Genomic DNA, 24,882 nt, shown 5'->3' with positions numbered 1-24,882 from the left:
TGTGCCCCCCGAACTGGGGCCATACAACGAGTGAACCTCAGCTCATGCTTTCAACAACGAAGGCCCGCGCCGTGCCGGAGGTGGCGGAGGCGAGGGCCTTTGTCTGGTGTCAGCTTTGGACGAGCTGGACGCTGCGGCGAGATGTTACTGGCAGCTGTCGCACTGCAGGAGGTCCATCGGGTCGACGGGGATGTCGTAGCCGCCGACGTTGTCCTGCGAGTTGCGGGTGATGTCCATGGTGGTGTCCTTCGGGTTGGGGTGTGAGGCCGTTTCGGCAGAGGTGCGAGTCGACTGTGTGGTGTGCGGCCGAGGTGACCCCGGCGGTGTGCTTCCTCTCGGTGACTATGCGGGGTCGAAGTTCGAGGCGGCCGCCGATGCACAAAATCGACCGGATCGGTGTCCTCATTTAGGGGAACTGTTTAGCCGAGAATCAGTCGCTAAGTTGCGAATAGCGACAACCAGTCAGCTACAAGCCGAAGGAGAATAATGATCAAGCAACGGTCTGTGATCGCTCTGGTGGTGGGCCTCGTGCTCACCATGGGAGTAGTCGCTCCAGCGTCAGCGCTCCAGCCAGATAACTCAGGGAACCCGGAGCTCGCCGAGCTCAGGGACTTCTTCGACGAGTACGGGGTCGGCAAGGGGGCGCAGGGGAAGCTCATCGCCAAGCACCTCTCCGGCGGAACATGGGAAGCGGCGTCGAGCGACAACACGCCGGTGGCCACCGAAACGTACGAGGAGGACGGTAACGACGTGACTGTGAACCGTTACTCGGATGGCTCGGTGAACGTGCTCAAAGTTGAGCAGCCGGCTGACCAGTCGACGGAAAGGTTCTCCACTCAGGCGATCTCTGGCTGCGCCTCGTCGACTTCCGGGTCAGAGTCTCGCCGCACCGGCTGCAAGGTCGACTTCTGGTACGGGTTGGTTTCGATGAGCTTCTACGCGAGCTTCACCTACGTCACCCCGGGGTATGACCGAATCGACGAGGTGTGGGGGGCGAGGTACACAATCGGCGGTGCTTGCAGCACCAACCGGAACTTCTTCGGCATCCAGAAGAAGTACGAGAACGTTTACGGGCCCGCTCGAGCACGGCTGGAGGTGCAGGCGCAGGTCTGCGGAGTTCCGTACACCACCACCTTCTTCCTCCAGCTCACGGTCGGATCTGGCGGCGCGCAGTACACGTACGGATAAGCTGTGGAAAACCGACAAAGACGGGCGGGGTAGTCATGTCTGATTCACTGTTCTGGTGGCACTTCTGGGTGGTAATTCAAGCGCTGGCGTTGGTTCTGTTCATCGCCTTCCTGGTCTTGCTTCCCCACCTCATCCGGAGGTTCAGGCGCAGGCCGATGAAGGTCGAGTCTGTCGTCAGCGGAGTCGAGCGGCCCTAGGTCGTGTTGCTAAAGCCGCTGGTGAGCCAGTGGAGGGTCGCGGCGAGGCAGAGTCCTGCGTGGTAGTTGCGGGCGGTCTTGTCTGATCTCATGGCGATGCGCGCCATTGTTTGAGTTTCCCGAAGCAGCGTTCGACGACGTTCCGGCCGCGGTAGCGGGTCTTCTGGTGGTCACCGAATTCGATGGGGCGTCCACGCTTCTTCCGGCGGTGGGCGATCTGATCGTCGCGCTCAGGGATCGTCGCTGCGATGCCGTGTTCGCGTAACCAGGCCCGGTTCGCTTTCGAGGGATAGCCCTTGTCTGCCATCACTCGGTCCGGTCTTGTGCGGGGCCGACCGGCGGCTCCTTGGACACGGATTTCAGCGAGAGTGGCTTGCAACCAGCTCGTGTCGGCTGACTGGCCCGGGGTGAGCAGGAACGCCAAAGCACGGCCACGGCCGTCGCAGACCAGGTGATTCTTCGTCGTCAATCCGCCCCGGGAGCGCCCGATCGCGTGATCAAGCGGCTCCGCTCCGAATTTCTTGTAATTCTGTAATGCCCCCTGTGACCCGGGGAAGTGTCGCACCATGCTGGTGCACACGCACGATCGTGGAATCGATCGACGCGACCCAGTCCACGTCGCCGGCCTGCTGCGCGTATGACTGAACCATCTCAAGCACCCGCGCCCAGACACCTTGCTCTGACCACCGGTTGAAGTTCTCGTAGATCGTGTTCCAGTTCCCGAACCGTTCCGGCATATCCCGCCACGGCGCACCCGTACGGAACCGCCATGCTGTGGCCTCGACCACCATGCACCGATCCACCGGCGGCCGCCCCGTCGATTTCACCCGCGGGAACAACGGCCCGATCACAGCCCAAGCATCATCAGAAACCACATCACGAGACACCACCCAAGACTCGCCCACGCGACCCAGAAAAGGGTTTAGCAACACGCCCTAATGCCGGGAGACTTTCTGCCCGCAGTTCCCGGACAGGCCCGAGATCTTCAGAACGTCACCGCTCAGGCTGACGACGAATGCCGTGTCCCCCGCGATGTGGAGCGAGGTCGGCAGATTCAGCCCGTCAGCCACAACAGAGAATGTTCCGTCTCTGTTCACGACCAGCAGCTCGCCGCTCTCCGGTAGCGCGGGGGAGCCGGCGGGGACATCCCCGGGCGAGTCACCCTGGGACAGCGCGTAGAGCGCGTTGCAGCGTCCCAACTCGACGTCGGTAATCAGGCTGTAGCCGGATGCCACCGTTGACGGCGAGAGGTCGTTCAGCCCGAACACCTCAACCGTGCCGTCCTCGGGTGCATGCGGCACCGCGCCGGCCATGGCCAGGTAGACGGTGTTGCCCAAGACGTCGAGACCCGTCGGTACGGTGTTCTCGAACTGGATGAGCTCCGATACGGCGCCCGAGCGGCTGACGTTCAGTACCCGGTTGTGGTGCCCATCCGTGACGAGGAATCCGCTGCGACTGGTCTCGAGGGCGAACTGGACTCCCTCGCTCAGGTCGAACCGTGTGGTCGGCGGATGCGCTGCGGACCATGCGCCCAGGTCGGCGATGACCGTGAAACTGTCTGCGTCGTCCACCCGGTAGATGCCGTCGATCTGGTCGCCGCCGACGTTGGACCCGACAATGGCGACAAGCACGTAGGCCGTGTTGCCGCGGAAGACAATATCGATTGCTCCACCGATCCCGATAACCGCTGGTGGCAGGCCGCTTGCGTACGTCGTAGCCTCCCCTGAACCTGGATCGATGCGCGTGATCTGGCCAACCGCGCCCTCGACGACGTACAGCGCACCATCGGGCCCGATGGCACCGCCGCTGGGTCCCGCGAGCCCGGAGGCGAGCAGCTCAACCTCGACCTCCTGTTGGGGCGGCGCGGCCCCCGCGGCCGTTGGCGCCAGTATCGTCGGCGCGAGTAGGGCCGTCATTGCGGCGGCGAGTAAGACACTTCGATTTCTGCGCATGTCAACTCCTTCAGAGTGCGATGACGGCCATCGTGCGCCCGATCAGCCGGCACGTCAACGGGCTGGGGATCAAGCCGAACGCGTCGCAACCCCTCGCGGAACCAACAGCCCCGCTGGATAGAATCCGACTGAGCCGCATCGACGGTTTGTCGTTTTCTGCTGAGGGAGTTCGTGAGTCGCATGGAGCAGAACCGCGCGCGCCTGATGCGGGTGCTCTGTGCCACGGCGCTCGCCCTCGCGGCGGTCGTCGTTCCGGCGCTGACCGCACAGGCCGAACAGCCCGTCAATCTCGGCAGCACCCAGATCGTCGACACCGTCGGGGCCCTCGGCGGCCAGGAGGCGGAGGTGGAGTCGGCCCTCAACCGGCTCTACAACGCCACGGGGGCGCAGCTCTTCGTCGTCTACGTCGCGACCTTCGATGGCGTCGCCGCGGACGAGAGCTGGGCGACCGCCACGGCCGAGCAGAACGGGCTCGGCACCGACGACGTGCTGCTCGCGGTTGCGACCGAGGAACGCATCTACGACATCTTCTATCCCTCTGACTTCCAGCTGGATACGGAAGCCACCCGCGAGGTCGAGAACGAGTTTCTGCCTCTGCTGAGCGACGAAAACTGGGCGGGCGCAGCACTCGCCGCCGCCGACGGCTACCGCGAGGCCATCGAGGGCCCCGGATTTCCGTGGGGCTTCGTGCTCGGGGTGCTTGTCGTCGGCGCAGTCGTGATCGGGATCGTCCTTGTGATCGGACGTCGGCGCGCCTCAGCCAGGCACACAGCAGAACTCGCCGACCTCACCAAGCTCGAGCAGCGGGCAAGCCGCGCCCTCGTCCACCTCGACGACTCGCTCACGACGAGCGAGCAGGAGCTCGGGTTCGCTGTCGCGCAGTTCGGCACCGAGGCATCCGCACCCTTTGTGGAGGCGCTCGAGGCGGCCCGCACCAAGGTCGGCGAGGCGTTCCGGATCAAGCAGACCCTCGACGACGGCGTGCCGGAGACCGACGAGCAGGCGCGCGCAGGGCTCCTCCGGATCCTCGAGCTCTGCGATCAGGCCGATGACGAGCTCGACCGGCAGGCTGACGCGTTCGACGAGCTGCGGGCGCTCGAGCAGGCGGCGCCGCAGACCCTGGTGCAGGTGAGGGCGGATGCCGAGAGGGCCGCGGCCCGTCTGAGCGCGGCGATCGAGGCGCTCAGGCTGCTCGAGCAGCGCTACTCCTCCGCAGCGGTCGCGACCGTCGAGGACAATACGGAGCAGGCCGAGATGCTGCTCACCTTCGTGGGCCGCACCGCGTCGCAAGCGGAGGGCGCCATCGCGGCGGGCAAGTCTGGCTCGGCTGCCATTCAACTGCGGACCGTGCAGGCGAGTGTCGCTCAGGCCGGTCAGCTGCTCGACGCCATCGATTCTCTCGGCGACCGGCTGGCCGAAGCGACACAGTCTCTCGACGCCGTCGTCGCCGACACCAGGCACGACCTCGCTGCGGCGAAGGCATTCCAGGCCGAGGCAACGTCGGCGGAGCTCTCCGCGGGCATCGCCGCTGCGGAGGCATCCCTCGCGGTCGCAGAGAGCCCGTCAACCCTCGCCAACCCGGTCGCGCGGCTCGAGCGTCTCACCGCAGCGAACCAGGAGCTCGAGGGAACCTTTGGCCGCACGAGGGATGCCCACACCCGCATCCAGAACGCTCGGGTCGCCCTCGACGGCACGCTCGCCACCGCGCGGGGGCAAATCGTTGCTGCGGGCGACTTCATCACCACTCGCCGCGGCGGCGTCGGCGAAACCGCCCGGACGAGGCTCGCTGAGGCGAACAGGCGCCTGGACCAGGCCGTCTCGCTCGCCGGCGACGACCCCGTGGCCGCTCTCGCCGAGGCCCAGCAGGCCAATTCGCTCGCGGGAGCGGCCATCTCCGCCGCCCAGAGCGACCTGACCAGCTACCAGCCCGTGGGACCGTCCCGCGGCATGTTCACGGGACCCGGGGTCAGCGAGGCCGTGGTCGGCGGCATCATCGGCGCGCTCATCGGGGGCCGCGGTGGTGGCTTCGGCGGCGGCTTCGGCGGCGGGCGTTCCCGCTCGGGCTGCTTCGGCGCACTGGGTGGCTTCGGCGGAAGCTCCCGCTCCAGCGGCGGCTCCCTCGGCCGCTCGATCGGACGTTCGGTCGGACGTTCGGCCGGGCGCAGCAGCCGCGGGCGCTTCTAGCCCGGCGCTTTCCACACACCACTCACCACAACGGAAGGAAGCAACAATGGTCAAGCAGTCAATCTTCGGACGGATCGCGCAACTCGCCAAGGCGAACATCAACGCCATCCTCGACCAGGCGGAGGACCCGGGCATGATGCTCGACCAGATGGTGCGCGACTACACCAACAGCATCGCCGAGGCGGAGAGCGCCATCGCGCAGACGATCGGCAACCTGCGCCTGCTCGAGCAGGATTACGCCGAAGACGTGCACAACGCCGCCGACTGGGGCAACAAAGCGCTCGCCGCGAGCCGCAAAGCCGACGAGCTGCGGGCAGCGGGCAACTCCGCCGACGCCGACAAGTTCGACAACCTCGCAAAGGTCGCGCTCGGTCGGCAGCTGTCCGCCGAGCGTGAGGCACGCACCGAGGAGCCGAACATCCAAGCGCAGACCGCCGTCGTCGACCAGCTCAAGGCGGGGCTTGACGCGATGCGCGGCAAGCTCGCGCAGCTCTCCTCCAAGCGCGACGAACTCATTGCCCGCTCGAACACCGTTGAGGCACAGCGCCAGGTGCAGGATGCCGTCAAGTCGATCGATCTGCTCGACCCGACGAGCGAGCTCAGCCGGTTCGAGGACAAGATCCGCCGCGAGGAGGCAAAGGTGCGCGGCCAGCAGGAGCTCGCCGCCTCAAGCCTCGACGCGCAGTTCGAGGCCCTCGAGGCATCCGACGAGCAGATCGAACTCGACGCTCGACTCGCGGCCCTGAAGGCGGGCAGCCCGGCGCCGCGCTCGATCGCGAAGTAGCACGTCGTGGCCGCTGCCCCGCGCATAGTCGGTCTCGACGTTGCGCGGGGCCTTGCGATTCTCGGAATGTTCGTCGCGCACGCGGTCCCCCGCGCCGGCGGCACAGAGCTGCTGGTCGACGGGCGATCCTCGGTCCTCTTCGCGACCCTCGCGGGGGTGTCCCTCGGCATCATGACGGGGTCGGAGCGGCCGATCGTCCGGGTCCGGCGACTCGACCGCTCCCTCAGCATCGTGCTGAGGGCGCTCATCCTGTTCCTGCTCGGGATCATGCTGGTCACCCTCGACAGCGGCATCGCGGTCATCCTCGACTACTACGGGATCATGTTCCTGCTGCTGGTGCCTCTGCTGTTCCTGCCCCGCTGGGCGCTCGCTGCGTTGGCGATCGTGTTCGCCTTCGTTGCCCCCCGGCTCGCGATCGCGGCGGAGGCTGCGGATGCCGGACCCGTCGCGGCGCTGTTCGCCGAGTACCTGCTCACCGGCTATTACCCCGCGCTGGTCTGGCTGCCCTACCTGGTCGTCGGGCTCATCGCTGCCCGTTCGGACCTGCGCAACCCGAGAACGCAGGGTGCCATGGTCGCCGGCGGCACCCTTCTTGCGCTGCTCGGCTATGGGGCGGCTCTGGTACTGCCCGGCGTGACCGCCGAGGCGCACTCGGACTCCACCGCGGAGGTGTTCGGGTCCGGCGGCGTCGCGGTCGCGGTGATCGGGATGCTGCTGTGGCTGACCGCCGACGATCGGGCGATCAGCCGGGCGACGCGCACGGTATTCTCGCCGATCGCAGCAGCTGGGTCGATGGCCCTCACCCTCTACACACTGCAAATCGTCACCCTCGCCGCGTTCACCGTGCTGAGCGACGACAGCGGCGGGGCGATCGCCTACCCGGGCTGGCCGCTGTTGATCGGCTTGATCGTCGGTTCGCTGGTCTTCGCGAGTGCCTGGCGCGCGATCTACGGGGCCGGACCGCTCGAGCGGCTCATGACGCGGCTGTCGCAGTCGCCGCGGTCCCGCGTATCCGCCTGATCAGCACGGGGTCTGGGTGAATCGGGAAGAAACCGAGCCCGCCGACGTTGCAGTCCCCATGACTACTCTCGGCATCATCGGCGCAGGAAACATTGGCAGCCAACTCGCCCGCAAGGCGGTGCAAAACGGTTTCGACGTCGTAATCAGCAATTCCCGCGGCCCGCACACGCTCGCCGACCTGATCGCGGAACTCGGCCCGCAGGCGACGGCCGGCACCACCGCCGAGACCGCCGAGGCCGGCGATGTCGTCGTCGTGACGATTCCGCTGCGCAACATCGACCAGGTTCCCGCGGCGCCGCTCGCGGGCAAGGTGGTAATCGACACCAACAACTACTACCCGCAGCGGGACGGCAACATCGAACTTCTCGACACGGAATCGGCGACCGTCTCCGGGCTGCTTCAAAGCCATCTTGCCGACAGCAGCGTCGTGAAGGGCTTCAACCACATCCCGGCGCCGGAGATTACGACCGATGGCACGGCACCGGGTACGCCAGGACGGCGCGCGCTCGCGATCGCAGGCGACGACGACACGGCCAAGGCGGTTCTCCTCGACCTGTACGACCGGTTCGGGTTCGACGCCGTCGACGTCGGCTCGCTCGACGACAGCTGGCGCATCGAGCGGGACCAGCCGGGATACGGCCCGCGGCAGAGCGCCGATGAGCTCCGTGCGGCGATCGCCAACGCTGTTCGCGACAAGAACAGCCGCTAACCTCACAGCGAGGTGGCCGAGGGCCGCGTGCGTGGCACACTTGCACTGTGACCGCCTCTTTCGTTGTAGTGCCCCAATGGCAAGGCTCAGGATCGTCGCGCGCGATGCGCCTGATCGACGGTGCAATCGCAATCGGCGGCGACCTGCCCTTGTCGACGACGACGGTCGAGGTGCCCTCCGGCGCCGGCTCGAGCCATGACAGCGGCGTGGACCGGCTGAGCTCGATCGAGCGGGTGCGTGAGGGGATGCGTGCGGCACTCGGCACCTCGACCGGTCCGACGATCACGATCGGCGGGGACTGCGGCGTGGAACTCGCCGCGATCGAGCATGCGAACGTCCGGGGAGACGTCGCGGTCGTCTGGCTCGACGCACACCCCGATCTCAATACGCCGGCATCCTCCCCTTCCCGCGCCTTCCACGGAATGGTTCTGCGCACACTGCTGGGCGACGGTCCCGCGCAGCTCGTCCCGGCCTCGCCGCTCCTGGCATCCCGGGTCGTGCTGGCCGGAACCCGGGCCCTGGACGATCCCGAGAGCGACTTCATCGACGCATCCGAAATCAACCTGCTCAGACCGAACGACATCACCCCGGAGAATCTCGTCGAAGCGCTCCTCGCCACCGACGCGGCATCCGTATACCTGCACATCGACCTCGACGTGCTCGACCCGTCGGAGTTCACGAGCGTCGGTTACCCGGAACCGTTCGGGCTGAGCCTCGCGCAGCTGCTCGATCTCATCGCCGCCGCCCGCCGGACGCTCCCCCTCGCCGGGGCCGGGGTCACCGAGTTTGCGCCCGCCTCGGCCTCCGCGACGAGCGATGAGCTTCCCGTAATTCTCCGGGTCATCGGCGCGCTCACCAAGAAGCTCTGAGTCGCCGTAGGCTTTGGCAATGGACTCGTCCACCAACTCTCCCCTCATCACCGTCGAGCGCGACGGTCACGTGCTGCTCATCGGCCTCAATCGACCGGAAAAGCGCAACGCAGCCGACTTCCGGATGATCACCGAGCTGGCCACCGCCTACGGTGAGCTCGAGCGCGATCCCGAGCTTCGCGCCGGTTTCGTGTTCGCGCACGGGGAGCACTTCACTGCGGGCCTCGACCTCGCCGACGTCGGCCCACGGATCGGCCCCGACGGGCTCGACCTCGTGCCGGGCGGCGGTATGAATCCCTGGCAGGTCGGCGGCACCCAGCTCTCCAAGCCCGTCGTGATGGCGGTTCAGGGCACCTGCCTCACTCTCGGCATCGAACTCATCCTCGCCAGCGACATCACCGTGGCCGCCGACTCGACGACCTTCGGCCAGATCGAGGTGTCGCGCGGCATCCTCCCGTTCGGCGGCGCAACGATCCGCCTGCCCCGCGCTGTCGGCTGGGGCAACGCGATGCGTTGGATCCTCACCGGCGACCAGTTCGACGCCGCCGAGGCGCACCGCATCGGGCTCGTGCAGGAAGTCGTGCCGCACGGCACCCAGTATGAGCGGGGCCTCGAGCTCGCCCAGCGAGTCGCCTCGCAGGCACCGCTCGCGGTGCAGGCAGCGCTCGCCAGCGCCCGGCTCGCGGTGCGCGAGGGAGACGCGGCGGCCGAGGCCGGCCTGCAGCCCGCCCTGGTGAAACTCGCCGCGAGCGAAGACTCGCGCATCGGCATGCACGCGTTCCTGAGCCGTCGTCCCGCCGAATTCGTGGGCAGGTAGCCCGATGGCGCGCGACCTGGAAGCACAGCGGGCGATGAACTCGGAGCAGCTCGCCCAGCGAGTCAAGATGGGCGACCATCTCGATATCGCCCGGGTGATCGAGCACTTCGCCCTGTTCACCGGCCGCAAGGAGGCGGACGCGGCGCGGGCGCAGCTCACTGCCGAGGGTTTCGCGACGAGCCTCAAGCGCAGCGGCTGGTCGAAGTTCGAACTGCGCGTCACGCAAACCGCCACGATCGAGGCACACGAGGTCGACGACATGGTCTGCCGGGTGTTCAAGGTTATCGAGCGCAACCACGGCAGCTACGACGGATGGGGCGGACCCCTCGCCTATCCCCCGACCTTAGGAGGGACCTCATGACCCGCACCAACTGGGATGTCATCGTCATTGGAGCCGGATCAGCAGGCGAAAACGTCGCCGACCGCGCCGTGCAGGGCGGGCTCAGCGCAGTCGTCATCGAGAGTGAACTCGTCGGCGGGGAGTGCTCCTACTGGGCCTGCATGCCGTCGAAGGCCCTCCTCCGCAGCGGGCTCGCTCTTCGCGCGGCGAAGAGCGTCGGCGGTGCGCGGGAGGCCGTCACCGGCGAACTCGATGTGGCCGCCGTATTCGCCCGCCGCGACAAGTTCACGAGCAATTGGAATGACGACGGCCAGGTGAGCTGGCTCGAGTCGGCAGGAATCGACCTGCTCCGCGGTCGCGGCCGACTCACCGGTAAGAAGGCGGTGCGGGTGACCGCTGCCGATGGAACCCAGCTCGAGATCACCGCGAATCATGCCGTCGTCGTGAGTACCGGATCCGCCGCGCTCATGCCCGACGTGCCCGGCCTCGCCGAGTCCCGGCCGTGGACGAGCCGGGAGGCGACAAGCGCACACTCCGCACCGGATTCCCTCCTCATCATCGGCGGCGGTGTTGTGGGCACCGAGATGGCCACCGCCTACGCGAGTTTCGGCACGAGAGTCACCCTCGTGACACGGGGCCGCCTACTCGGCGCACTCGAGCCGTTCGCCGGGGAACTCGTCGCCACCGGCCTGGAGGCGCTCGGCGTGACGATTCTCTCAGGGGTGTCCCCCACGCGGGTCCGCCGCTCCGGCGACGACGCCTTCGTGCTGGACCTCGACGACGGCAGCGAGGTCTCCGCGAGCGAGCTGCTGGTCGCCACCGGACGCACGCCCGTGACCGGCGACATCGGCCTCGACTCGATCGGTCTGACCCCCGGCGACTGGATCCAGGTCGACGACACCCTGCGGGCACCCGGCTTCGACTGGCTCTACGCCGTGGGCGATGTCACCCATCGCGCGCTGCTCACCCATCAGGGCAAATACCAGGCCAGGGCCGCCGGCGACGTCATCGCCGCCCGCGCGACCGGCGCCCCGGTGCGCGACGAAGCGTGGGGCGCCCACGTCGCCACCGCAGATCAGGCCGCCGTGCCGCAGGTCACCTTCACTGACCCTGAGGTCGCCTCGGTCGGGCTCACCGCCGCGGCGGCCGAGAAGGCCGGACACCGTATCCGCGTCGTCGACTACGAGCTCGGCCAGATTGCCGGCGCGAGCCTGCACGCAGACCGCTACCGTGGCCGCGCGCGCATGGTCGTCGACGAGTCGCGGCAGGTGATGCTCGGTGTCACGTTCGTCGGGCCGGATGTCGCCGAGCTGCTGCACGCCGCCACCATTGCGGTTGTCGGCGAGGTGCCGATCGACCGACTCTGGCACGCGGTTCCTGCCTACCCGACTATGAGCGAGATCTGGCTGCGTCTGCTCGAGGAGTACGGTCGGCCGAGCGCCTGACGGGCAGTCGACCCGACTGGTCGCAGCGCGGACTCCGCCCGCCACCGGCTCGTCTCACCTGCCAGATCGCGCTGCGACACCGGGTACTGCGCCGACTACGCAGTAATGGTCGCTCCCGCCACGCGCGCAACGACCACAACCACGTACTCGACGCAAATCACGACGCCACGGAGGCGCAGGACATCAGCTCGCGCGCGTTCGTCGCGCACGAGCACACCCAGATCAACGGACAGGCGACACCGGGTACTGCGCCGACTACGCAGTAATGGTCGCTCCCGCCACGCGCGCAACGACCACAACCACGTACTCGACGCAAATCACGACGCCACGGACGAAGGCACCACCGCTAGCCGAGGCTCGCGTAGACGCCTAGCATCGCTGCGGCCGTTGCCGCCCACGTGTAGCCCTCGGCGTGGTGTCGCGCCGACACCGACATACGGTCGCGCGCGCCCTGCTCATCGAGCAGTACCGTGACCGCCTCGGCCCATGCCCGCGGCTCTCGCGTGTCGACGAGCAGGCCCGACTCGCCCTCGGCGACGGATTCGACGAGCCCGGTGTTGCGGGAGCCGACGACCGGCGTGCCGCTCGCGGCCGACTCGAGGGCCACCAGCCCGAAGGTCTCGCTGTGCGAGGGCAGGATCGTGACGGATGCCGCGGCGAACAGGTCGGCGAGCCGTTCCCGCGACAGCGCCCCCGCGAACCTCACGTCGTCACCGACGCCGAGCTGCACGCTCAGCTCGCGCAGCGACGCGAGGTAGCCGGCGTCCCCAGGAGTGGACTCCCCCGCGATGACGAGAACCGGCGCCCAGCCGCGCAGCGCGTGCAGTTCGGCGAGGGCGCGGATGGCGAGCGCCTGGTCCTTGAGCGGCTGCACACGGCCGGCGGCAGCGATAATCGGGCGTCCGAGGCCGATGCCGAGTTCGCGCCGCACCGACTCGCTCGCGGCCGGCGCCCTATCGGCGCGGAACAGTCCGAGGTCGACGCCCGGAGGAACCACCCACACCCGCTCCGGCGGGGCCCCCACCTCGTCGATGAGGGCGCTGGCCTCCGAGGCCGAGCCGGCCAGGAGAGCGTTCGCCTGGGTGGCGAGGAACATCTCGCTCCGCAGCCGTGCCTCCGGCTCGGGCTCCTGTCCCGGCGCGATCGTGCGATTCTTCATCGCCGCGACCGTGTGAAAGCTCTGCACGAACGGGATGCCGAGCTCGATCGCCACTGGCAGGGTGGCGATTCCGCTCAGCCAGTAGTGCGCGTGGATGACGTCGTACCCGCCACCGGTGCGGCCCAGTTCCGCGACCGACTCGCCGAACTCATCGGCGACGACCGAGAGGGCCCGCTTGTCGATCGGACCCGGGCCCCCCGCGCGCAGCTCGTGCAGCTGCACGCCATCCGAGATCTCGCGCACCACCGGCTCGCCCTCCGCCCGGGTGAGCAGGTGCACCTCCACGCCGCGGGAGGCGAACTGAGCGGCGACCGAGAGCAGGAGAACGTTCATCCCTCCCGAATCGCGGGTTCCGGCGTCCGCGATGGGAGAGGTGTGCATGGAGACCATCGCGACGCGCGCTCCGGTGCTCCTCATTCCCCCACTGTATTGCCGGACGCGCGGATCACGCTGGGCGGATCGTGCTACCAATGGATAATGACGCGAGCGAGCATCCCCACCGCCCTCCAACGCGGTGCGCTGTCCGTCGTGGCCGCGGCATCAGCTCGGCCCGCGATCGTGCGCCTCGCACGCAACCGCCGCGTCGTGCGCGTCGGCTATCTCGCGGCAACCGCGATCGGACTCGTGTGGGGTGGCGCCCTGAGCGTGGGCCGCCTCGAGGAGAGCTGTGGCGTGATCGTGGCGCGTGGATGCCCGCACTGGGCGTTCGGCCGTGGCGGCACCACGATCGGCGCCGTTTTCCTCACCCGAAACAATGTCTCTCCCGCCGTTCTCGAGCACGAGGCGGTGCACCGCGACCAGTGGCGCCGATTTGGGCTGGCCCTGGTTCCGCTCTATCTCGCCGCCGGACCAATCGCTTCTGAGAACCGCTTCGAAGTAGAGGCAGGGCTTGAGAAGGGTGGCTATCGGTGACGAGCATCGATCGTTCGATGACGGGCAAGACCGTCGTGATCACGGGCGCGAGCTCCGGCATCGGCAGGCAGGCGGCGACCGAGCTCGCCGACCGAGGTGCCCGGATCGCTGTTGTTGGACGCCACCGCGCACGCGCCGAGGCGGTCGCGGCCGAGGTTGGCGGGGTCGCGTTCATCGCGGACTTCGACCGGCTCGACGACGTGCGCACCCTTGCCGATGACTTGCTGTTCGCGTGCGACCGCATCGACGTGCTCGCGAACAACGCCGGCGGCCTCGTTCCGACCCGCACGCTCACCGTTGATGGGCACGAGCGCACTTTCCAGTCGAACCACCTTGCACCGTTCCTGCTGACGCAGCTGCTCCTTCCGCGGCTCATCGAGTCCGGCGCGCGGGTAATCTCCACGGCGAGCGTTGCGAACCGCTGGGCGAGACTGCGGCTCGACGATCTCAACTGGGCCCAGCGGCCGTGGCTCGGCGGCTGGGGGGCGTATGGCACGAGCAAGCTCGAGACCATCCTGTTCACCGAGGAACTCGCGCGGCGCACCGCCGGCACCGGTGTCAGCGCGTACTCGTTCCATCCCGGCTTCGTCGCCACGAGCTTCGGCCACGGATCCCCTCTGATGGCGCTCATCGCCCTCATGAGCGGTGGCCGGTACGGCATCTCGGTCGAGGCCGGAGCCGTGCCGCTGATCGAGCTCGCGTCCACGCTCGACCCCGGATTCCCCAGCGGCACCTACTTCGACACCCTCACCGGCAACGGTCGTCGACACCGGCTCGCGGGCGACGCGGACCTGGCCGCCGCGCTCTGGCAGCGCAGCGCCGAGCTTGTCGGCTGCGTGCCGGCCCGCTGAGCGGGCCACCTGTCGTCCCGACAGCCTGGCGTCCAGTCGGCCGGCGTCGGGAATTATCGCCGCCGCTGCTTTGTATACTTATGTATGGAATTCGGAATCTACAGCTTCGGCGACATCGACCTCGACCCCACCACGAGCCAGGGCGTCGGAGCCGAGCAGCAGCTCGCCAACACGATCGAGCGCATCAAACTCGCCGATCGCGCGGGCTTGGACTACTTCGGGCTCGGCGAGCACCACCGCCCCGACTACGCGATCTCGGCGCCAGCAACCGTGCTCGCGGCCGCCGCGGCCGTCACGGAGCGCATCCGCATCGGCAGCGCCGTCACGGTGCTCAGCACCGAGGACCCCGTGCGAGTCTTCCAGCAGTTCTCGACGATCGACCTGCTCTCCCACGGTCGCGCCGAGCTGGTCGCCGGGCGCGGCTCCTTCATCGAGTCGTTTCCTCTGTTCGGCGCGAACCTCGCCGACTACGACGCCTTGTATGCCGAGAAGCTTGAGCTGCTTCTCGCCCTCAACGAGAGCGAGCGAATCACCTGGCAGGGCCAGTTCCGGCCGCCGCTCGACGACGCCCTCATCCTCCCCCGCCCGATCGGTACTCCGGAGAACCCCGGCAAGCTCGACATCTGGATCGCCACTGGCGGCAACCCCCAGTCGTCTGCCCGAGCCGGAATGCTGGGTCTGCCCGTAAGCTACGCGATCATCGGCGGCTACCCCGAGCGATTCGCCCCACTGTTCGACCTCTACCGCCGGGCGGCGACGCAGTCCGGCCACGACGTCTCGACGCTCACGACGGCGATCGCCGGCCCCGGCTTCATCGGAACAGGCTCGAAGGCGGCGAAGGATGCTTTCTTCCCCTACTGGGCCACGTCGATGAGCCGCATCTCGAAGGAGCGCGGCTTCCCCACCCCGACGCGGGAGAGCTACGACGAGATGACGGGGCCACGCGGCGCGATCTTCGGTGGAAGCCCGAATGAGGTCGCCGACAAGATCATCGCCACGCATGGCCACCTCGGCAACGACCGGGTCGGGCTGCAGATGGACTGGTCGGGCGTTCCCCAGCCACTCATGATGCAGTCGATCGAGCTGTTCGCGACGGAGGTGGCCCCGCAGGTCAACAAGGAACTCGGCGCGCGGAAGCAGCCCGTACCGATCGGGTAGGCGGCGCGGTACTCTCGACGCTAAGGGGGATGGGGCCCGCCCGCCCTGTGTGGGAGGCAATGCCATGAGAGTTCACCGCCTGATCGTCGCCGCGGCGGCGTGCCTGTTACTGGCCGGATGTGCAGCGGAGCCGGATGCCGGGGACCCGAGCCCGTCCGCCTCCCCTCGCGCGAGCGCAAGCCCGAGTGCGAGCGCGAGTCCCGACGCCACAGCGTCGCCCGCGCCCGCGCCCGCGCCCGCGCCGAGCGCCACTCCCACGCCGTCCGCCGCGCCCGAACCCGCGCCTGAGTTCAGAACGACATCGACCTGCCAATCGCTGCTTGACGGCGAGACGACACAGCGGTTCGCCGCCAGTGCAGCCGACGGCTGGGCACTCATCCCCGACTTCGGCCAACGGATGATTGACCAGGGCAACTCGATCGGGCTGTTCGTTCAGTACAACGGGGTTGCCTGCCAGTGGGGGTACCCGTCGTCGGGCGACGCCTTCTCCTACGGACATTCGGCGATTTCCAGCGCCAACGCGAAGGCGGTGAAGTCCCGGCTCACCGCCGACGGGTACTTCGCGCGCTCCGCGCTCGGCGGCGAGCTCTTCTGCCTTCCGCCGGAGCAGTCGGTGATGGGCGAGGAGAGCTGCTTCCTCTTCGTCGGCCCCGAGTGGTTCTACTCGAACGTCGAGAGTGAGCTCGAGATGATCGTCAGCCAGGCCCGCGCGGGCTGAGTCGGCACGGAGTCAGCGGTGGTCACCACTGCGGCGGGTGGCGGCGGTGCCAGCCCAGCCGGCGCTCGAGCTGCGCGCCGATCGAGAGCAGCACGTGTTCGCCGCCCGGGCGGCCGATGAGCTGAACCCCCATCGGGATGCCTCCCGCGGCCTCGTAGACCGGCAGCGTGATCGCGGGCAGCCCGGTGACGTTCGCGAAGCTCGTGAACGGCGTGTACTGCACCTGCTGGGCAAAATTGCGCTCAGGGTCCTCGCTGTCGTACCAGCCGATCGGGCGGGGCGTGAGGGCAAGGGCGGGTGTGAGCACGGCATCCACCCCCGCGAACTGGCGGATGACGGACCGCTCGAACGCCGCGAGCTGCGCGAGCGCCTCGGCGAGCTGCCGCGCCGACAGCTCGCGGCCGCGCTCGACGAGCCAGCGGGTGAGCGGCTCGAGCAGCTCGAGCTCGGCGCCCTCGGCCGGGATCCCGGAGGCACCGGCCTGCCACACAGTGCGGAACGCGGGCGAATAGCTGGGATCGGGCTCGAGTGCGAGTTCGTCGATGCCGTGGCCGATCGAGGCGAGTTCGCGCACCGCCAGCGCGAGGGCGGCGGATGCCTCGTCCGACACCGTCACGTCGTAGGCGTCGTCCCACGGGGAGGTCGTCATGACGGCGAGCTGGAAGCGTCCCTCGCCGCGCACCGCCGCGTTGAGCAGTCCCCCGCCGTCCCAGCGCGGCGCGCGCAGGGTGAACGGGTAGTCGCCCCCGGCGATCATCGCGTCGAGCAGCATGGCCGCGTCGGCGACCGTGCGGGCGAGCGGGCCGGGGACGACGAGCCCGGCGAGCTTGTCGATTCCGGTACCACTCGGCACGAGGCCCCGGGAGGGCTTGAGCCCGACGAGTCCGGTGGCCGCCGCGGGGATCCGCACCGAGCCGCCGCCGTCGGTTCCGGGCGCGAACGGCAGCAGTCCCGCCGCAACGGCGACTGCCGCACCGCCGCTCGATCCGCCCGCCCCGAGGCTCGTGTCCCAGGGATTGCGTGCTGGCGGCGCGACGCGACTCTCGGTGTTGGAGGGGAGCCCGAACTCGGGCGCATTGGTTTTGCCGAGGCTTACTCCCCCGGCGGCGTCCAGGGCGAGGGTGAGCTCGTCGGAGGCATCCGGCACGAAGTCCGCCATGAGCGCCGAGCCGAACTTGGTGGGGACCCCGGCCCTCGGGTTGAGGTCCTTGTCGCCGAACGGGATGCCCCACAGCGGAGCGGACCTCGGTACGGCCGACTCCACGTGCGCCGCGCGTTCGAGGGCGGCATCCGAGGTCACCGTCACGAAGGCACCGAGGCCGTGGTCGAGCCGCTCGATGCGTTCGAGGTAGTGCCAGGCCAGCTCGGTCGGGGTGATCTCGCCGCGCTGGAGCCAGTCCCACTGCTCCTGGGCGGTGAGATGGTGGAGTTCGAACACGTCCCGAGCCTAGGCGTTCGGCGGCCGCGCCGGGTGTGGTCACGGGCTCACCGCGAGCGGATGCTAGATTCGCGGCACACAGCCAGAAGATCGGATGCCATGACCCGCCTTGCTCCCCGCCTCGCCTCCCGAGCTGCCCTCGTCACCGTGATGGTTGCGGCGCTCGCCGGATGCACCACCGCCGGCTCCGGGGAGCCCGAGCCGACCACCGACACCGAACCCACGGCATCCGCGTCCCCGACTCCCACCACGGCGCCCGCCGCGTTCACCCTGCCAGACGACTGCTCCGAGCTCGTCGGACCGGACCTCGCTGCCGAGTATGCCGCGAACGACGTGGTCCTCTTCAGCGACTCCAACGGCAACGGCATCTACGAGCAGGAGCGATCGGTCGGGCAGGACGGCGGCGAGCCGCTCTACTGCGTCTACGGCCAGGACGGAGTCGACCTGAGCTCGTTCGAGTTCGCAGCCCAAGCGCTGACCAACGATGCCCACGAGGGCGTGCTCGCCGAACTCGCGACCCGCGGCCTCGACGAAAGCGCCGACGGCGAGCGGGTCATCTTCAGTCAGGAGGGCGATGAGGGCACGCTTCCCGCCATCGTGCACATCGTGCTTCCCGACGGCTGGGTCACCGTGAACAGCACCTTCGGCGGGCCGGACCGGTTCGCAGAGGTGAACGACTGGGCCGAGACCGCGGTCGAGCAGCTCTACCCGGCTCCCTAGACGCCTACTCCAGCTCGGCGCGCAGGCTCTTCACGAGGTCGTGAAAGACCAGAGGCGCCGTCTGGATGACCCGACGGCCTGTCGCGAGCGCGGCCTTCTCGCCGCGCTGTGCCACGCTCAGAATCACGTGCTCGAGATTCGAGCCGTATTCGTCCGGCACGACCCGGTACTCGGCGCGGTACCACCAGCCGCCCTGCGCGACGATGAAGAAGGCGTCGGGATCGGCGAGGTAGGCGCTCCCGGCGCCCGTGCCGGGGTTGAGCCGCCCGTCGAGCGCCAGGAAGACCGCCTTCGGCCTCGCCTTGATGTGAGCGGCGAAGGTGTGCAGCACTGTGTGCTTCGCGGGCCGCAAACGGGGAGCTTCGGACATGCAACGACCTTAACCCGGATTGGGCGACAAACCCTTGACAGGCGCAATGTTCAGGGGTTAGCTGGTCAAGTAACAAACCAATGAACAATGACGGAGGAGTCATGTGGATGCGATGAGGCCGATCTTCATTCAGATCGCCCAGCGAATCGAGAACGACATCCTCAGTGGGGCGCTGCTCGAGGAGACCCAGGTGCCCTCCACGAACGAATTCGCCGGCTTCTATCGGATCAATCCGGCCACGGCCGGGAAAGGAGTGAACCTGCTCGTGGACGCGGGAATCCTCTACAAGAAGCGGGGCATCGGCATGTTCGTCGCCGATGGGGCCCTGGCCCGGATCAGGGCGAACCGGCGGGAGCAGTTCCGCGACGAATTCGTGCGCCCCCTCCTGGCGGAGGCGACGGGTCTCGGTATCTCGCGGGCCCAATTGGCCGACATGATCCTGTCCGAAACGAACAAGGAAGAGGGCGTGGCATGAGCACCGTCATCGAGGTCAAGGGCCTCAGCAAGAGATTCGGAAAGGTTGTCGCGCTCGACGACGTCAGCTTCTCCGTCAGCCAGAACAAGATCTGCGGTCTACTCGGCCGCAACGGCGCAGGCAAGACCACCCTCATGCAGCTCCTCACGGGTCAGCAATTCGCCACCTCAGGCACAATCGAAATATTCGGGCGCTCGCCCGTCGAGACAGCGAGCGTGCTCGAACGCATCTGCTTCATCAAGGAGAGCCAGACGTATCCGGAGGACTTCTCCGTGAAGCACGTGTTCACAAGTGCGCCGTGGTTCTTCAGCGGGTGGGATGCCAGCTTTGCCGAGCAGCTCATCGACGACTTCCGCATCCCGACGAACCGCCGGGTGAAGAAACTCTCCCGCGGCCAGCTCTCCGCCGTCGGCGTGGTGGTCGGCCTCGCGTCGCGGGCGCCACTGACCTTCTTCGACGAGCCCTACCTAGGACTGGATGCCGTCGCGCGGCAGACCTTCTACGACCGGCTCCTCGAGGATTACGCGGTGCATCCGCGCACTGTCATCCTCTCGACCCACCTGATCGACGAGGTCAGCAATCTGCTCGAGCACGTGATCGTACTCGACCAGGGCCGGGTCATCATCGACGGCGCCGCCGATGATGTGCGCAGTTCCGCCACCACGGTGGTCGGCCCGCGAGGCGCCGTCGACGCGTTTGTCGGCGACCGGGCGGCGCTGTCCCGCAAGGGGGTTGGCGGCCTCGCGTCGGTCACGATCCACGCACTCACCTCCGATGAGCGCCACGCAGCCGGCGATGCCGGCCTCGAGTTGTCGCCTGTCTCCCTCCAACAACTGATTGTCCACAGGACGAACTCGTCCTCGAGAGAATTCGAGCAGAGCGCATGACAATCGACACCCGGGTAACCCGACCTGCGACCAGTGGGGCGGTCACGCGCATCGTCAACGTCGCCCGGCTGCACCTGACCCAGAAGGTACCGCTCCTCGTGCTCCCCTGGTTGATTCTCGGATTCATTTTCCTCGTGAATCTGTTGATCTGGTGGATTCTCGCGAGCGCATTGCCTCCAGCGGACCGGGTCGACGCCGCGGAGGGGATGCAGTTCAGCGGGGCTTCGACGTTCATCTTCGTCTACATGCTCGTTGTCGCGGTGCAGGCAATCAATGCCGCATTCCCCTTCGCCCTCGGCTATGGCGTGACACGGCGCGACTTCTACCTCGGATCATCACTGACCTTCGTGCTGCTCAGCATCTACTACGCGCTCGGAATGACCGTGCTCGCGGAGCTGGAACGGGCAACCGGCGGCTGGGGTCTCGGCGGGGCAATGTTCGACGTGGTCTTCTTCGATGCCGACACCCCGCTGCAGCGCTTCGCCCTGTTCCTGCTTGCCTTCCTCTTCTTTTTCTTCGTCGGCGCGGCAACAGCCGCCGTCTACGTGCGGTGGCGCTCGAGAGGGATGCTCGTTTTCTTCGCCGCGCTTGCCCTCATCACCGTCGGACTCGCCTGGCTCGCAACCGACACAGGGAGCTGGCCGCTAATCGGTGGCTGGTTCACCGAGAACGGGGCACTGGGCGTCGCAGTCTGGAGCCTGGTGCCGAGCACCGCGGCGGCCGTCGCCGGCCTTGTGCTCATCCGAGGAGCGACGCCGCGGACCTAGGTCCGCTACTTCAGGCTCTTCTGCATAAGGATCGTGCCGAGCCAGCGGTTGAACTTGAAGCCCACCTTGCCCATGTGGCCGATCTGCTTGAAGCCGAAGTGCTCGTGCAGTCGGATGGATGCGTCGGCGCCGCGGTCAGCGATGACAGCGACGATCTCCTTGAGCCCGGCGGCTTTCGACCGGGTGATGAGCTCGCCCATGAGCGCTTTGCCCAGGCCCTTGCCGGTCGCGGCCGGTCCGAGGTAGATCGAGTTCTCGACCGTGAACCGATAGGCGGCCTTCGTCTTCCACGGGAACACGTAGGCGTAGCCGAGCACGTGCCCGTTGGGGCTCACCGCCACGATGAAGGGCAGGCCGAGCTTGCCGAGCTGCGCGAACTTGGCGCGGAGCTGCGCGAGCGTCATCGGCTTCTCGTCGAAGGTGACGGTCGAGTTGGCCACGTAGTGGTTGTAGATCTCGCGGATGTCGGGCAGGTCGGCGGCCTCGACCGCGCGGATCTCGTACTCGAACGGCACCTGCAGGGGCGGCAGATTGCGCTGGGCGCCGAACGGACGGTGGCTGGCCTGGTACTCCTCTTCGAGCATCAGAACCCGCTTGTCTCGTGTCGGAGCATGCGGGAAATCCTAGTCCAGCCACCTGCGCCGCCGCGCCCGCGCCCACCGCAGCGCGTCACGTCACGTCGCGTTTCCAGGCACCGAAGTACCCGGCGAGGGCGGCGACCGCAGCGATGACGAACAGCACAAGGCCGCCCTGCCACCACTCGAGCGACACCGTCTCGACCTGTCCGGGGCCGAGGGAGGTGAAGATGCTCGCCCCGACCAGCGCATCGCTCGCCGCTCCCGGCAGAAACTGGCCGATCTGCGCCGTCCACTCCCAGATCGTCGCGCCGAACCGCAGGATCGGCTCGACGAACTGGGTGAAGGCGAGCACGATCACGATCGCGGCGACCTGGTTGGGCACGAGCACGCCGAGGCCGACGCCGACGACCGCCCAGAGCGACATCGCGAGCACGACGCGGGCAGCGAGCATCCAGGTCTCCGAATCGCCCAGCGCAGTCGGAACGCCCGTCGCGGCGAGGATCGGCGCACCTAGGCCGATGGATGCGACGAGCGCGACGACCCCGTAGAGGGCGCCAGCGACGGCGAGCACCACGATCTTCGCGAGCAGTACCACGCCACGGCGCGGAGTGGCAAGGAAGGTCGGCGTGAGCGTCTGGTGACGGAACTCCGACGTCGTCGCGAGGGCGCCGAGCAGCACGGGGAACACGTAGCCCACGGCCGACGCGGTGCTGTACACCACGGGCGGGAGCGTCGCATCTGGCAGCTGCGGGGATCCCGGTGTCGCCGACAGCTGCTCGCCCATCGCCCCGAACAGTCCCGCGAGCAGGGCGGCGATAAACGCGACGTAGCCGAACAGGACGAGCAACAGGATCCACCAGAGCCGTGTGCTGGTGAGCTTCAGCGATTCCGCGGCGGTGACGTTCGCGAACCTCATGCGCGGTCCCCCTCGCCGACCAGCTCGAGAAAGACATCCTCGAGCCCCTCCTGCCTCGCCGTCAGCTTGCTCAGGGGCACCCCGGCGGCGAGCGCGATCGCGCCCACCTCTGCAGCGGTCACGCCGGTGACAATCAGTCCGTCGGGGCCCTGCTCGATCTGGGAGCCGGCTCCGCGCAGCGCAGCACCCAGACGAGCGCGGTCCGGCGCATCCGCCACGACCGTCGTGCCGGCCTCGAGGTCGTCGAGGGTGCCGGAGTAGACGAGGCGCCCGCGGGAGATGATGATGACCTCGTCGACGGTCTGCTGAACCTCGGTGAGCAGGTGTGAGGAGACGAGCACCGTGCGCCCCTCGGCGGCGAGCGCCCGGAGCAGGCCGCGCATCCAGCGGATGCCCTCGGGGTCGAGCCCGTTGACCGGCTCGTCGAGCACGAGCACGCCCGGGTCGCCGAGCAGGGCGAACGCGAGGCCGAGTCGCTGCCGCATGCCGAGCGAGTAGCCGCCGACCCGGCGGTCGCCGTACTCGGTGAGCCCCACTTGGTCGAGCACGGTGCCGACGCGGGATCGCTCGATGCCGGCGGCGACCGCGTAGACGGCGAGGTGGTTCGCGGCGGTGCGACCGGGGTTGAAACTCGCGGCCTCGAGGGCCGTGCCGACGCTCGCGAGCGGATGCGTCAGGTCGCGGTAGGCGGTGCCGGCGAAGGTCGCCGTGCCGGAACTGGCGGCGACGAGACCGAGCAGCACCCTCAGCGTCGTCGTCTTGCCTGCACCATTGGGCCCGAGGAATCCGGTCACCTGCCCCGGCTGTACCGTGAAACTGAGGTCGGTGACGGCCTCGACGGCACCGAACGACTTCGTCAGCGAGCGAATCTCGATAGGAACCCCGGTTGGCATGCGACCACTCAAGCAGAGTCGGGCGTCAGCGACCAGTCCATCGGGGCCGCGCCAAGTTCGGCGAGCATCGCGTTGGCGCGGCTGAACGGCCGGGATCCGAAGAATCCGCGTCTCGCCGAGAGTGGGCTCGGGTGCGCCGACTCGATCACCCTGGTCGCGCCGAGAGCCGGGCGCACCGATGCCGCCTGCCGCCCCCAGAGGATTGCGACGAGCGGTGCATCCCTGGCCACGAGCATCCGGATGGCATGCTCGGTCACGGTTTCCCAGCCCCTCCCGCGGTGCGAGCCGGACTCCCCGGGCGACACGGTGAGCACTCGGTTGAGCAGCAGCACCCCGCGCCCGGCCCACGCGCCGAGGTCGCCGTGCTCCGGCGTGTGCACCCCGAGGTCGTCGCGCAGCTCGTGGTAGATGTTCTGGAGGCTGCGCGGCAGCGGGTGCACGTGCGGGTCGACGGCGAAGCTCAGGCCGATCGGATGCCCGGGCGTCGGGTACGGGTCCTGTCCCACGATCAGCACCCGCACGTCGGCGAACGGGTCGGTAAAGGCGCGCAGCACCTTGCCCGGCTCGGGCAGGAGCCCGCGACCGGCGGCCGTCTCCGCCTCAAGGAACTCCTCGAGCGCGGCGATCTGCGGCGAGACCGGCGCGAGCGCAGTGGCCCAGCCCGGGTCGAGTCCGCCCATCGGCGTAAGCCTCATGGCGTGTCGGGGTTCATCGGGGAGGCGATCGACGCCTAGCCCTGCGTCTGCTGGCTCTGCGGCCGGCGCGGAGTGAGTGCGCCGCGCACAACCTTGTGCGGGGCCGCCTGGGCGACCGGCTTAATCGTCACGAGATCGAGGTTGATGTGCGAGGGCAACTCGACGGCGTGCACGATCGCCGCCGCGATGTCCTCGGCCGACAGCGGGTTCGGCACGTTGTCGTAGACGGCATCCGCCCTCGCCTGGTCGCCCGCGAACCTTACGAGACTGAACTCGTCGGTCTTCACCATGCCGGGCGCGATCTCGATCACACGGATCGGTTCACCCGCGAGCTCAAGGCGCAGCACGCCCATGAGCGCGTGCGCGGCGAACTTCGACGCGTTGTACCCGCCGCCGCCCTCATAGGGAACGTGACCGGCGATCGAGGTGATGGTCACGATGTCAGCCACCCCGGAATCCGCTGCCCCCTCGCGCAGCAGTGGAAGCAGCGCGCTGGTGACCCGCTTCACCGCGACGACGTTGACGTCGAGCATCCGCAGCCAGTCGTCCGCGTCGCTGTCTTCGACCGACGCCATCCCGAAGGCGCCGCCGGCGTTGTTCACCAGCGCATGCACCGGCCCGCCCGCCGCCAGATGCGCGCGCAGCGCATCGACGTCCGCGGCCTGCGTCACGTCGGCGACGAAGACCTCCGCGCCAGTCTCGGCCGCGAGTTGCTCCAGTCGATCAACCCGCCGGGCGATACCGACGACATCCCAACCGTGGGCGCGAAACAGCCGCACCGCCGCCGCACCGATCCCGGAACTCGCCCCGGTCACCACCACTCGCCGTGTAGCCACAAAT

27 protein-coding genes and 1 pseudogene are annotated in these 24,882 nt (G+C 68.2%); 17 read left to right on the top strand and 11 right to left on the bottom strand.

The features are described 5' to 3' along the window. Positions 1 to 144 precede the first annotated feature (144 nt). Entirely contained in the window at positions 145 to 237 is a 93-nt protein-coding gene (locus BHD05_RS07795) for a ribonucleotide-diphosphate reductase subunit beta (RefSeq protein WP_161885930.1), read from the bottom strand. A 249-nt stretch (positions 238 to 486) separates the two neighbouring features. On the opposite strand from BHD05_RS07795, the gene BHD05_RS07790 reads away from it, so the two are divergent. Then, positions 487 to 1,188 carry a hypothetical protein gene (locus tag BHD05_RS07790; RefSeq protein ID WP_161885929.1) on the top strand — a complete coding sequence of 234 codons (702 nt, stop codon included), beginning with the start codon at positions 487 to 489 and terminating at the stop codon, positions 1,186 to 1,188. A gap of 193 nt (positions 1,189 to 1,381) precedes the next feature. Here the strand turns inward: BHD05_RS07790 and BHD05_RS07785 are convergent. Then, positions 1,382 to 2,290, bottom strand: a pseudogene (locus BHD05_RS07785) (IS5 family transposase). Between the two features lie 30 nt (positions 2,291 to 2,320). After that, the gene (locus tag BHD05_RS07780; protein WP_161885928.1) at positions 2,321 to 3,337 is read right to left on the bottom strand and encodes a ScyD/ScyE family protein; all 1,017 of its coding nucleotides are present in this window, start codon (positions 3,335 to 3,337) and stop codon (positions 2,321 to 2,323) included. A 180-nt stretch (positions 3,338 to 3,517) separates the two neighbouring features. Between BHD05_RS07780 and BHD05_RS07775 the strand changes: the two genes are divergently transcribed. From BHD05_RS07775 to BHD05_RS07740, 8 genes are read left to right on the top strand one after another with little or no spacing between them, the layout of a single operon-like run. Next, positions 3,518 to 5,521 (top strand): TPM domain-containing protein, encoded by a 2,004-nt coding sequence (locus tag BHD05_RS07775; RefSeq protein WP_161885927.1) that lies wholly within the window; start codon positions 3,518 to 3,520, stop codon positions 5,519 to 5,521. Positions 5,522 to 5,567: 46 nt separating this feature from the next. Further along, the gene (locus BHD05_RS07770; RefSeq protein WP_161885926.1) at positions 5,568 to 6,305 is read left to right on the top strand and encodes a PspA/IM30 family protein; all 738 of its coding nucleotides are present in this window, start codon (positions 5,568 to 5,570) and stop codon (positions 6,303 to 6,305) included. A gap of 6 nt (positions 6,306 to 6,311) precedes the next feature. Continuing rightward, positions 6,312 to 7,325 carry an acyltransferase family protein gene (locus BHD05_RS07765; protein ID WP_161885925.1) on the top strand — a complete coding sequence of 338 codons (1,014 nt, stop codon included), beginning with the start codon at positions 6,312 to 6,314 and terminating at the stop codon, positions 7,323 to 7,325. A gap of 58 nt (positions 7,326 to 7,383) precedes the next feature. Continuing rightward, positions 7,384 to 8,034 carry an NADPH-dependent F420 reductase gene (locus BHD05_RS07760; RefSeq protein ID WP_236966712.1) on the top strand — a complete coding sequence of 217 codons (651 nt, stop codon included), beginning with the start codon at positions 7,384 to 7,386 and terminating at the stop codon, positions 8,032 to 8,034. Positions 8,035 to 8,081: 47 nt separating this feature from the next. Next, the gene (locus tag BHD05_RS07755) at positions 8,082 to 8,903 is read left to right on the top strand and encodes an arginase family protein (protein ID WP_236966711.1); all 822 of its coding nucleotides are present in this window, start codon (positions 8,082 to 8,084) and stop codon (positions 8,901 to 8,903) included. 19 nt (positions 8,904 to 8,922) lie between these two features. Next, a complete protein-coding gene (locus BHD05_RS07750; protein ID WP_161885923.1) occupies positions 8,923 to 9,720 on the top strand; it encodes a crotonase/enoyl-CoA hydratase family protein in 798 nt (265 codons plus the stop codon). A gap of 4 nt (positions 9,721 to 9,724) precedes the next feature. Continuing rightward, complete coding sequence (locus tag BHD05_RS07745; protein WP_161885922.1) at positions 9,725 to 10,081, top strand: ribonuclease E inhibitor RraB; 357 nt, start codon at positions 9,725 to 9,727, stop codon at positions 10,079 to 10,081. Next, complete coding sequence (locus tag BHD05_RS07740) at positions 10,078 to 11,505, top strand: dihydrolipoyl dehydrogenase family protein (RefSeq protein WP_161885921.1); 1,428 nt, start codon at positions 10,078 to 10,080, stop codon at positions 11,503 to 11,505. The genes BHD05_RS07745 and BHD05_RS07740 overlap by 4 nt, the downstream gene beginning before the upstream one ends. A 346-nt stretch (positions 11,506 to 11,851) precedes the next feature. On the opposite strand, the gene BHD05_RS07735 is transcribed toward BHD05_RS07740, so the two are convergent. Beyond that, a complete protein-coding gene (locus BHD05_RS07735) occupies positions 11,852 to 13,081 on the bottom strand; it encodes a glycosyltransferase (protein WP_161885920.1) in 1,230 nt (409 codons plus the stop codon). A gap of 60 nt (positions 13,082 to 13,141) precedes the next feature. Between BHD05_RS07735 and BHD05_RS07730 the strand changes: the two genes are divergently transcribed. The 4 genes from BHD05_RS07730 (at position 13,142) to BHD05_RS07715 (ending at position 16,303) form a co-directional block, all read left to right on the top strand. Beyond that, positions 13,142 to 13,576 (top strand): Fe-S oxidoreductase, encoded by a 435-nt coding sequence (locus BHD05_RS07730; protein ID WP_236966710.1) that lies wholly within the window; start codon positions 13,142 to 13,144, stop codon positions 13,574 to 13,576. Then, complete coding sequence (locus tag BHD05_RS07725) at positions 13,573 to 14,427, top strand: SDR family NAD(P)-dependent oxidoreductase (protein ID WP_335920183.1); 855 nt, start codon at positions 13,573 to 13,575, stop codon at positions 14,425 to 14,427. Before BHD05_RS07730 ends, BHD05_RS07725 begins: the two co-directional genes overlap by 4 nt. An 84-nt stretch (positions 14,428 to 14,511) precedes the next feature. Beyond that, complete coding sequence (locus BHD05_RS07720) at positions 14,512 to 15,585, top strand: LLM class flavin-dependent oxidoreductase (protein WP_161885919.1); 1,074 nt, start codon at positions 14,512 to 14,514, stop codon at positions 15,583 to 15,585. A 64-nt stretch (positions 15,586 to 15,649) separates the two neighbouring features. Beyond that, complete coding sequence (locus tag BHD05_RS07715) at positions 15,650 to 16,303, top strand: hypothetical protein (RefSeq protein WP_161885918.1); 654 nt, start codon at positions 15,650 to 15,652, stop codon at positions 16,301 to 16,303. A 22-nt stretch (positions 16,304 to 16,325) separates the two neighbouring features. Here the strand turns inward: BHD05_RS07715 and BHD05_RS07710 are convergent, their stop codons facing one another. Beyond that, the gene (locus BHD05_RS07710; protein ID WP_161885917.1) at positions 16,326 to 17,741 is read right to left on the bottom strand and encodes an amidase; all 1,416 of its coding nucleotides are present in this window, start codon (positions 17,739 to 17,741) and stop codon (positions 16,326 to 16,328) included. Between the two features lie 99 nt (positions 17,742 to 17,840). Here BHD05_RS07710 and BHD05_RS07705 point away from each other — a divergent pair, with 99 nt between their 5' ends. Then, complete coding sequence (locus BHD05_RS07705; protein ID WP_161885916.1) at positions 17,841 to 18,461, top strand: hypothetical protein; 621 nt, start codon at positions 17,841 to 17,843, stop codon at positions 18,459 to 18,461. A 4-nt stretch (positions 18,462 to 18,465) separates the two neighbouring features. Here BHD05_RS07705 and BHD05_RS07700 read toward each other — a convergent pair whose 3' ends face one another. Further along, complete coding sequence (locus tag BHD05_RS07700) at positions 18,466 to 18,831, bottom strand: hypothetical protein (protein ID WP_161885915.1); 366 nt, start codon at positions 18,829 to 18,831, stop codon at positions 18,466 to 18,468. Positions 18,832 to 18,943: 112 nt separating this feature from the next. On the opposite strand from BHD05_RS07700, the gene BHD05_RS07695 reads away from it, so the two are divergent. The 3 genes from BHD05_RS07695 to BHD05_RS07685 are packed head-to-tail and all read left to right on the top strand — an operon-like array spanning position 18,944 to position 20,960. After that, positions 18,944 to 19,306, top strand: a complete 363-nt coding sequence (locus tag BHD05_RS07695; protein WP_202614320.1) for a GntR family transcriptional regulator — start codon at positions 18,944 to 18,946, stop codon at positions 19,304 to 19,306. Next, positions 19,303 to 20,193 carry an ABC transporter ATP-binding protein gene (locus BHD05_RS07690; protein ID WP_161885913.1) on the top strand — a complete coding sequence of 297 codons (891 nt, stop codon included), beginning with the start codon at positions 19,303 to 19,305 and terminating at the stop codon, positions 20,191 to 20,193. Before BHD05_RS07695 ends, BHD05_RS07690 begins: the two co-directional genes overlap by 4 nt. Then, entirely contained in the window at positions 20,190 to 20,960 is a 771-nt protein-coding gene (locus tag BHD05_RS07685; RefSeq protein WP_161885912.1) for an ABC transporter permease, read from the top strand. The genes BHD05_RS07690 and BHD05_RS07685 overlap by 4 nt, the downstream gene beginning before the upstream one ends. A 5-nt stretch (positions 20,961 to 20,965) precedes the next feature. Here BHD05_RS07685 and BHD05_RS07680 read toward each other — a convergent pair whose 3' ends face one another. The 5 genes from BHD05_RS07680 to BHD05_RS07660 all read right to left on the bottom strand — a co-directional run bounded on the left by BHD05_RS07680 (position 20,966) and on the right by BHD05_RS07660 (position 24,878). After that, the gene (locus tag BHD05_RS07680) at positions 20,966 to 21,544 is read right to left on the bottom strand and encodes a GNAT family N-acetyltransferase (RefSeq protein WP_161885911.1); all 579 of its coding nucleotides are present in this window, start codon (positions 21,542 to 21,544) and stop codon (positions 20,966 to 20,968) included. 85 nt (positions 21,545 to 21,629) lie between these two features. Further along, positions 21,630 to 22,454, bottom strand: a complete 825-nt coding sequence (locus tag BHD05_RS07675; RefSeq protein WP_161885910.1) for an ABC transporter permease — start codon at positions 22,452 to 22,454, stop codon at positions 21,630 to 21,632. Further along, positions 22,451 to 23,347, bottom strand: a complete 897-nt coding sequence (locus tag BHD05_RS07670) for an ATP-binding cassette domain-containing protein (protein WP_161885909.1) — start codon at positions 23,345 to 23,347, stop codon at positions 22,451 to 22,453. Before BHD05_RS07670 ends, BHD05_RS07675 begins: the two co-directional genes overlap by 4 nt. Before the next feature lie 8 nt (positions 23,348 to 23,355). After that, the gene (locus BHD05_RS07665; RefSeq protein ID WP_236966709.1) at positions 23,356 to 24,027 is read right to left on the bottom strand and encodes a uracil-DNA glycosylase; all 672 of its coding nucleotides are present in this window, start codon (positions 24,025 to 24,027) and stop codon (positions 23,356 to 23,358) included. 50 nt (positions 24,028 to 24,077) lie between these two features. Next, complete coding sequence (locus BHD05_RS07660) at positions 24,078 to 24,878, bottom strand: SDR family NAD(P)-dependent oxidoreductase (protein ID WP_236966708.1); 801 nt, start codon at positions 24,876 to 24,878, stop codon at positions 24,078 to 24,080. Positions 24,879 to 24,882: the final 4 nt, after the last annotated feature.

Origin of the sequence: Marisediminicola antarctica (genome assembly GCF_009930795.1) — a bacterium.
Lineage (GTDB): Bacteria > Actinomycetota > Actinomycetes > Actinomycetales > Microbacteriaceae > Marisediminicola > Marisediminicola antarctica.
Note: the sequence above shows the minus strand (reverse complement) of the source record. Positions and strands in the feature narration are given on the sequence as shown.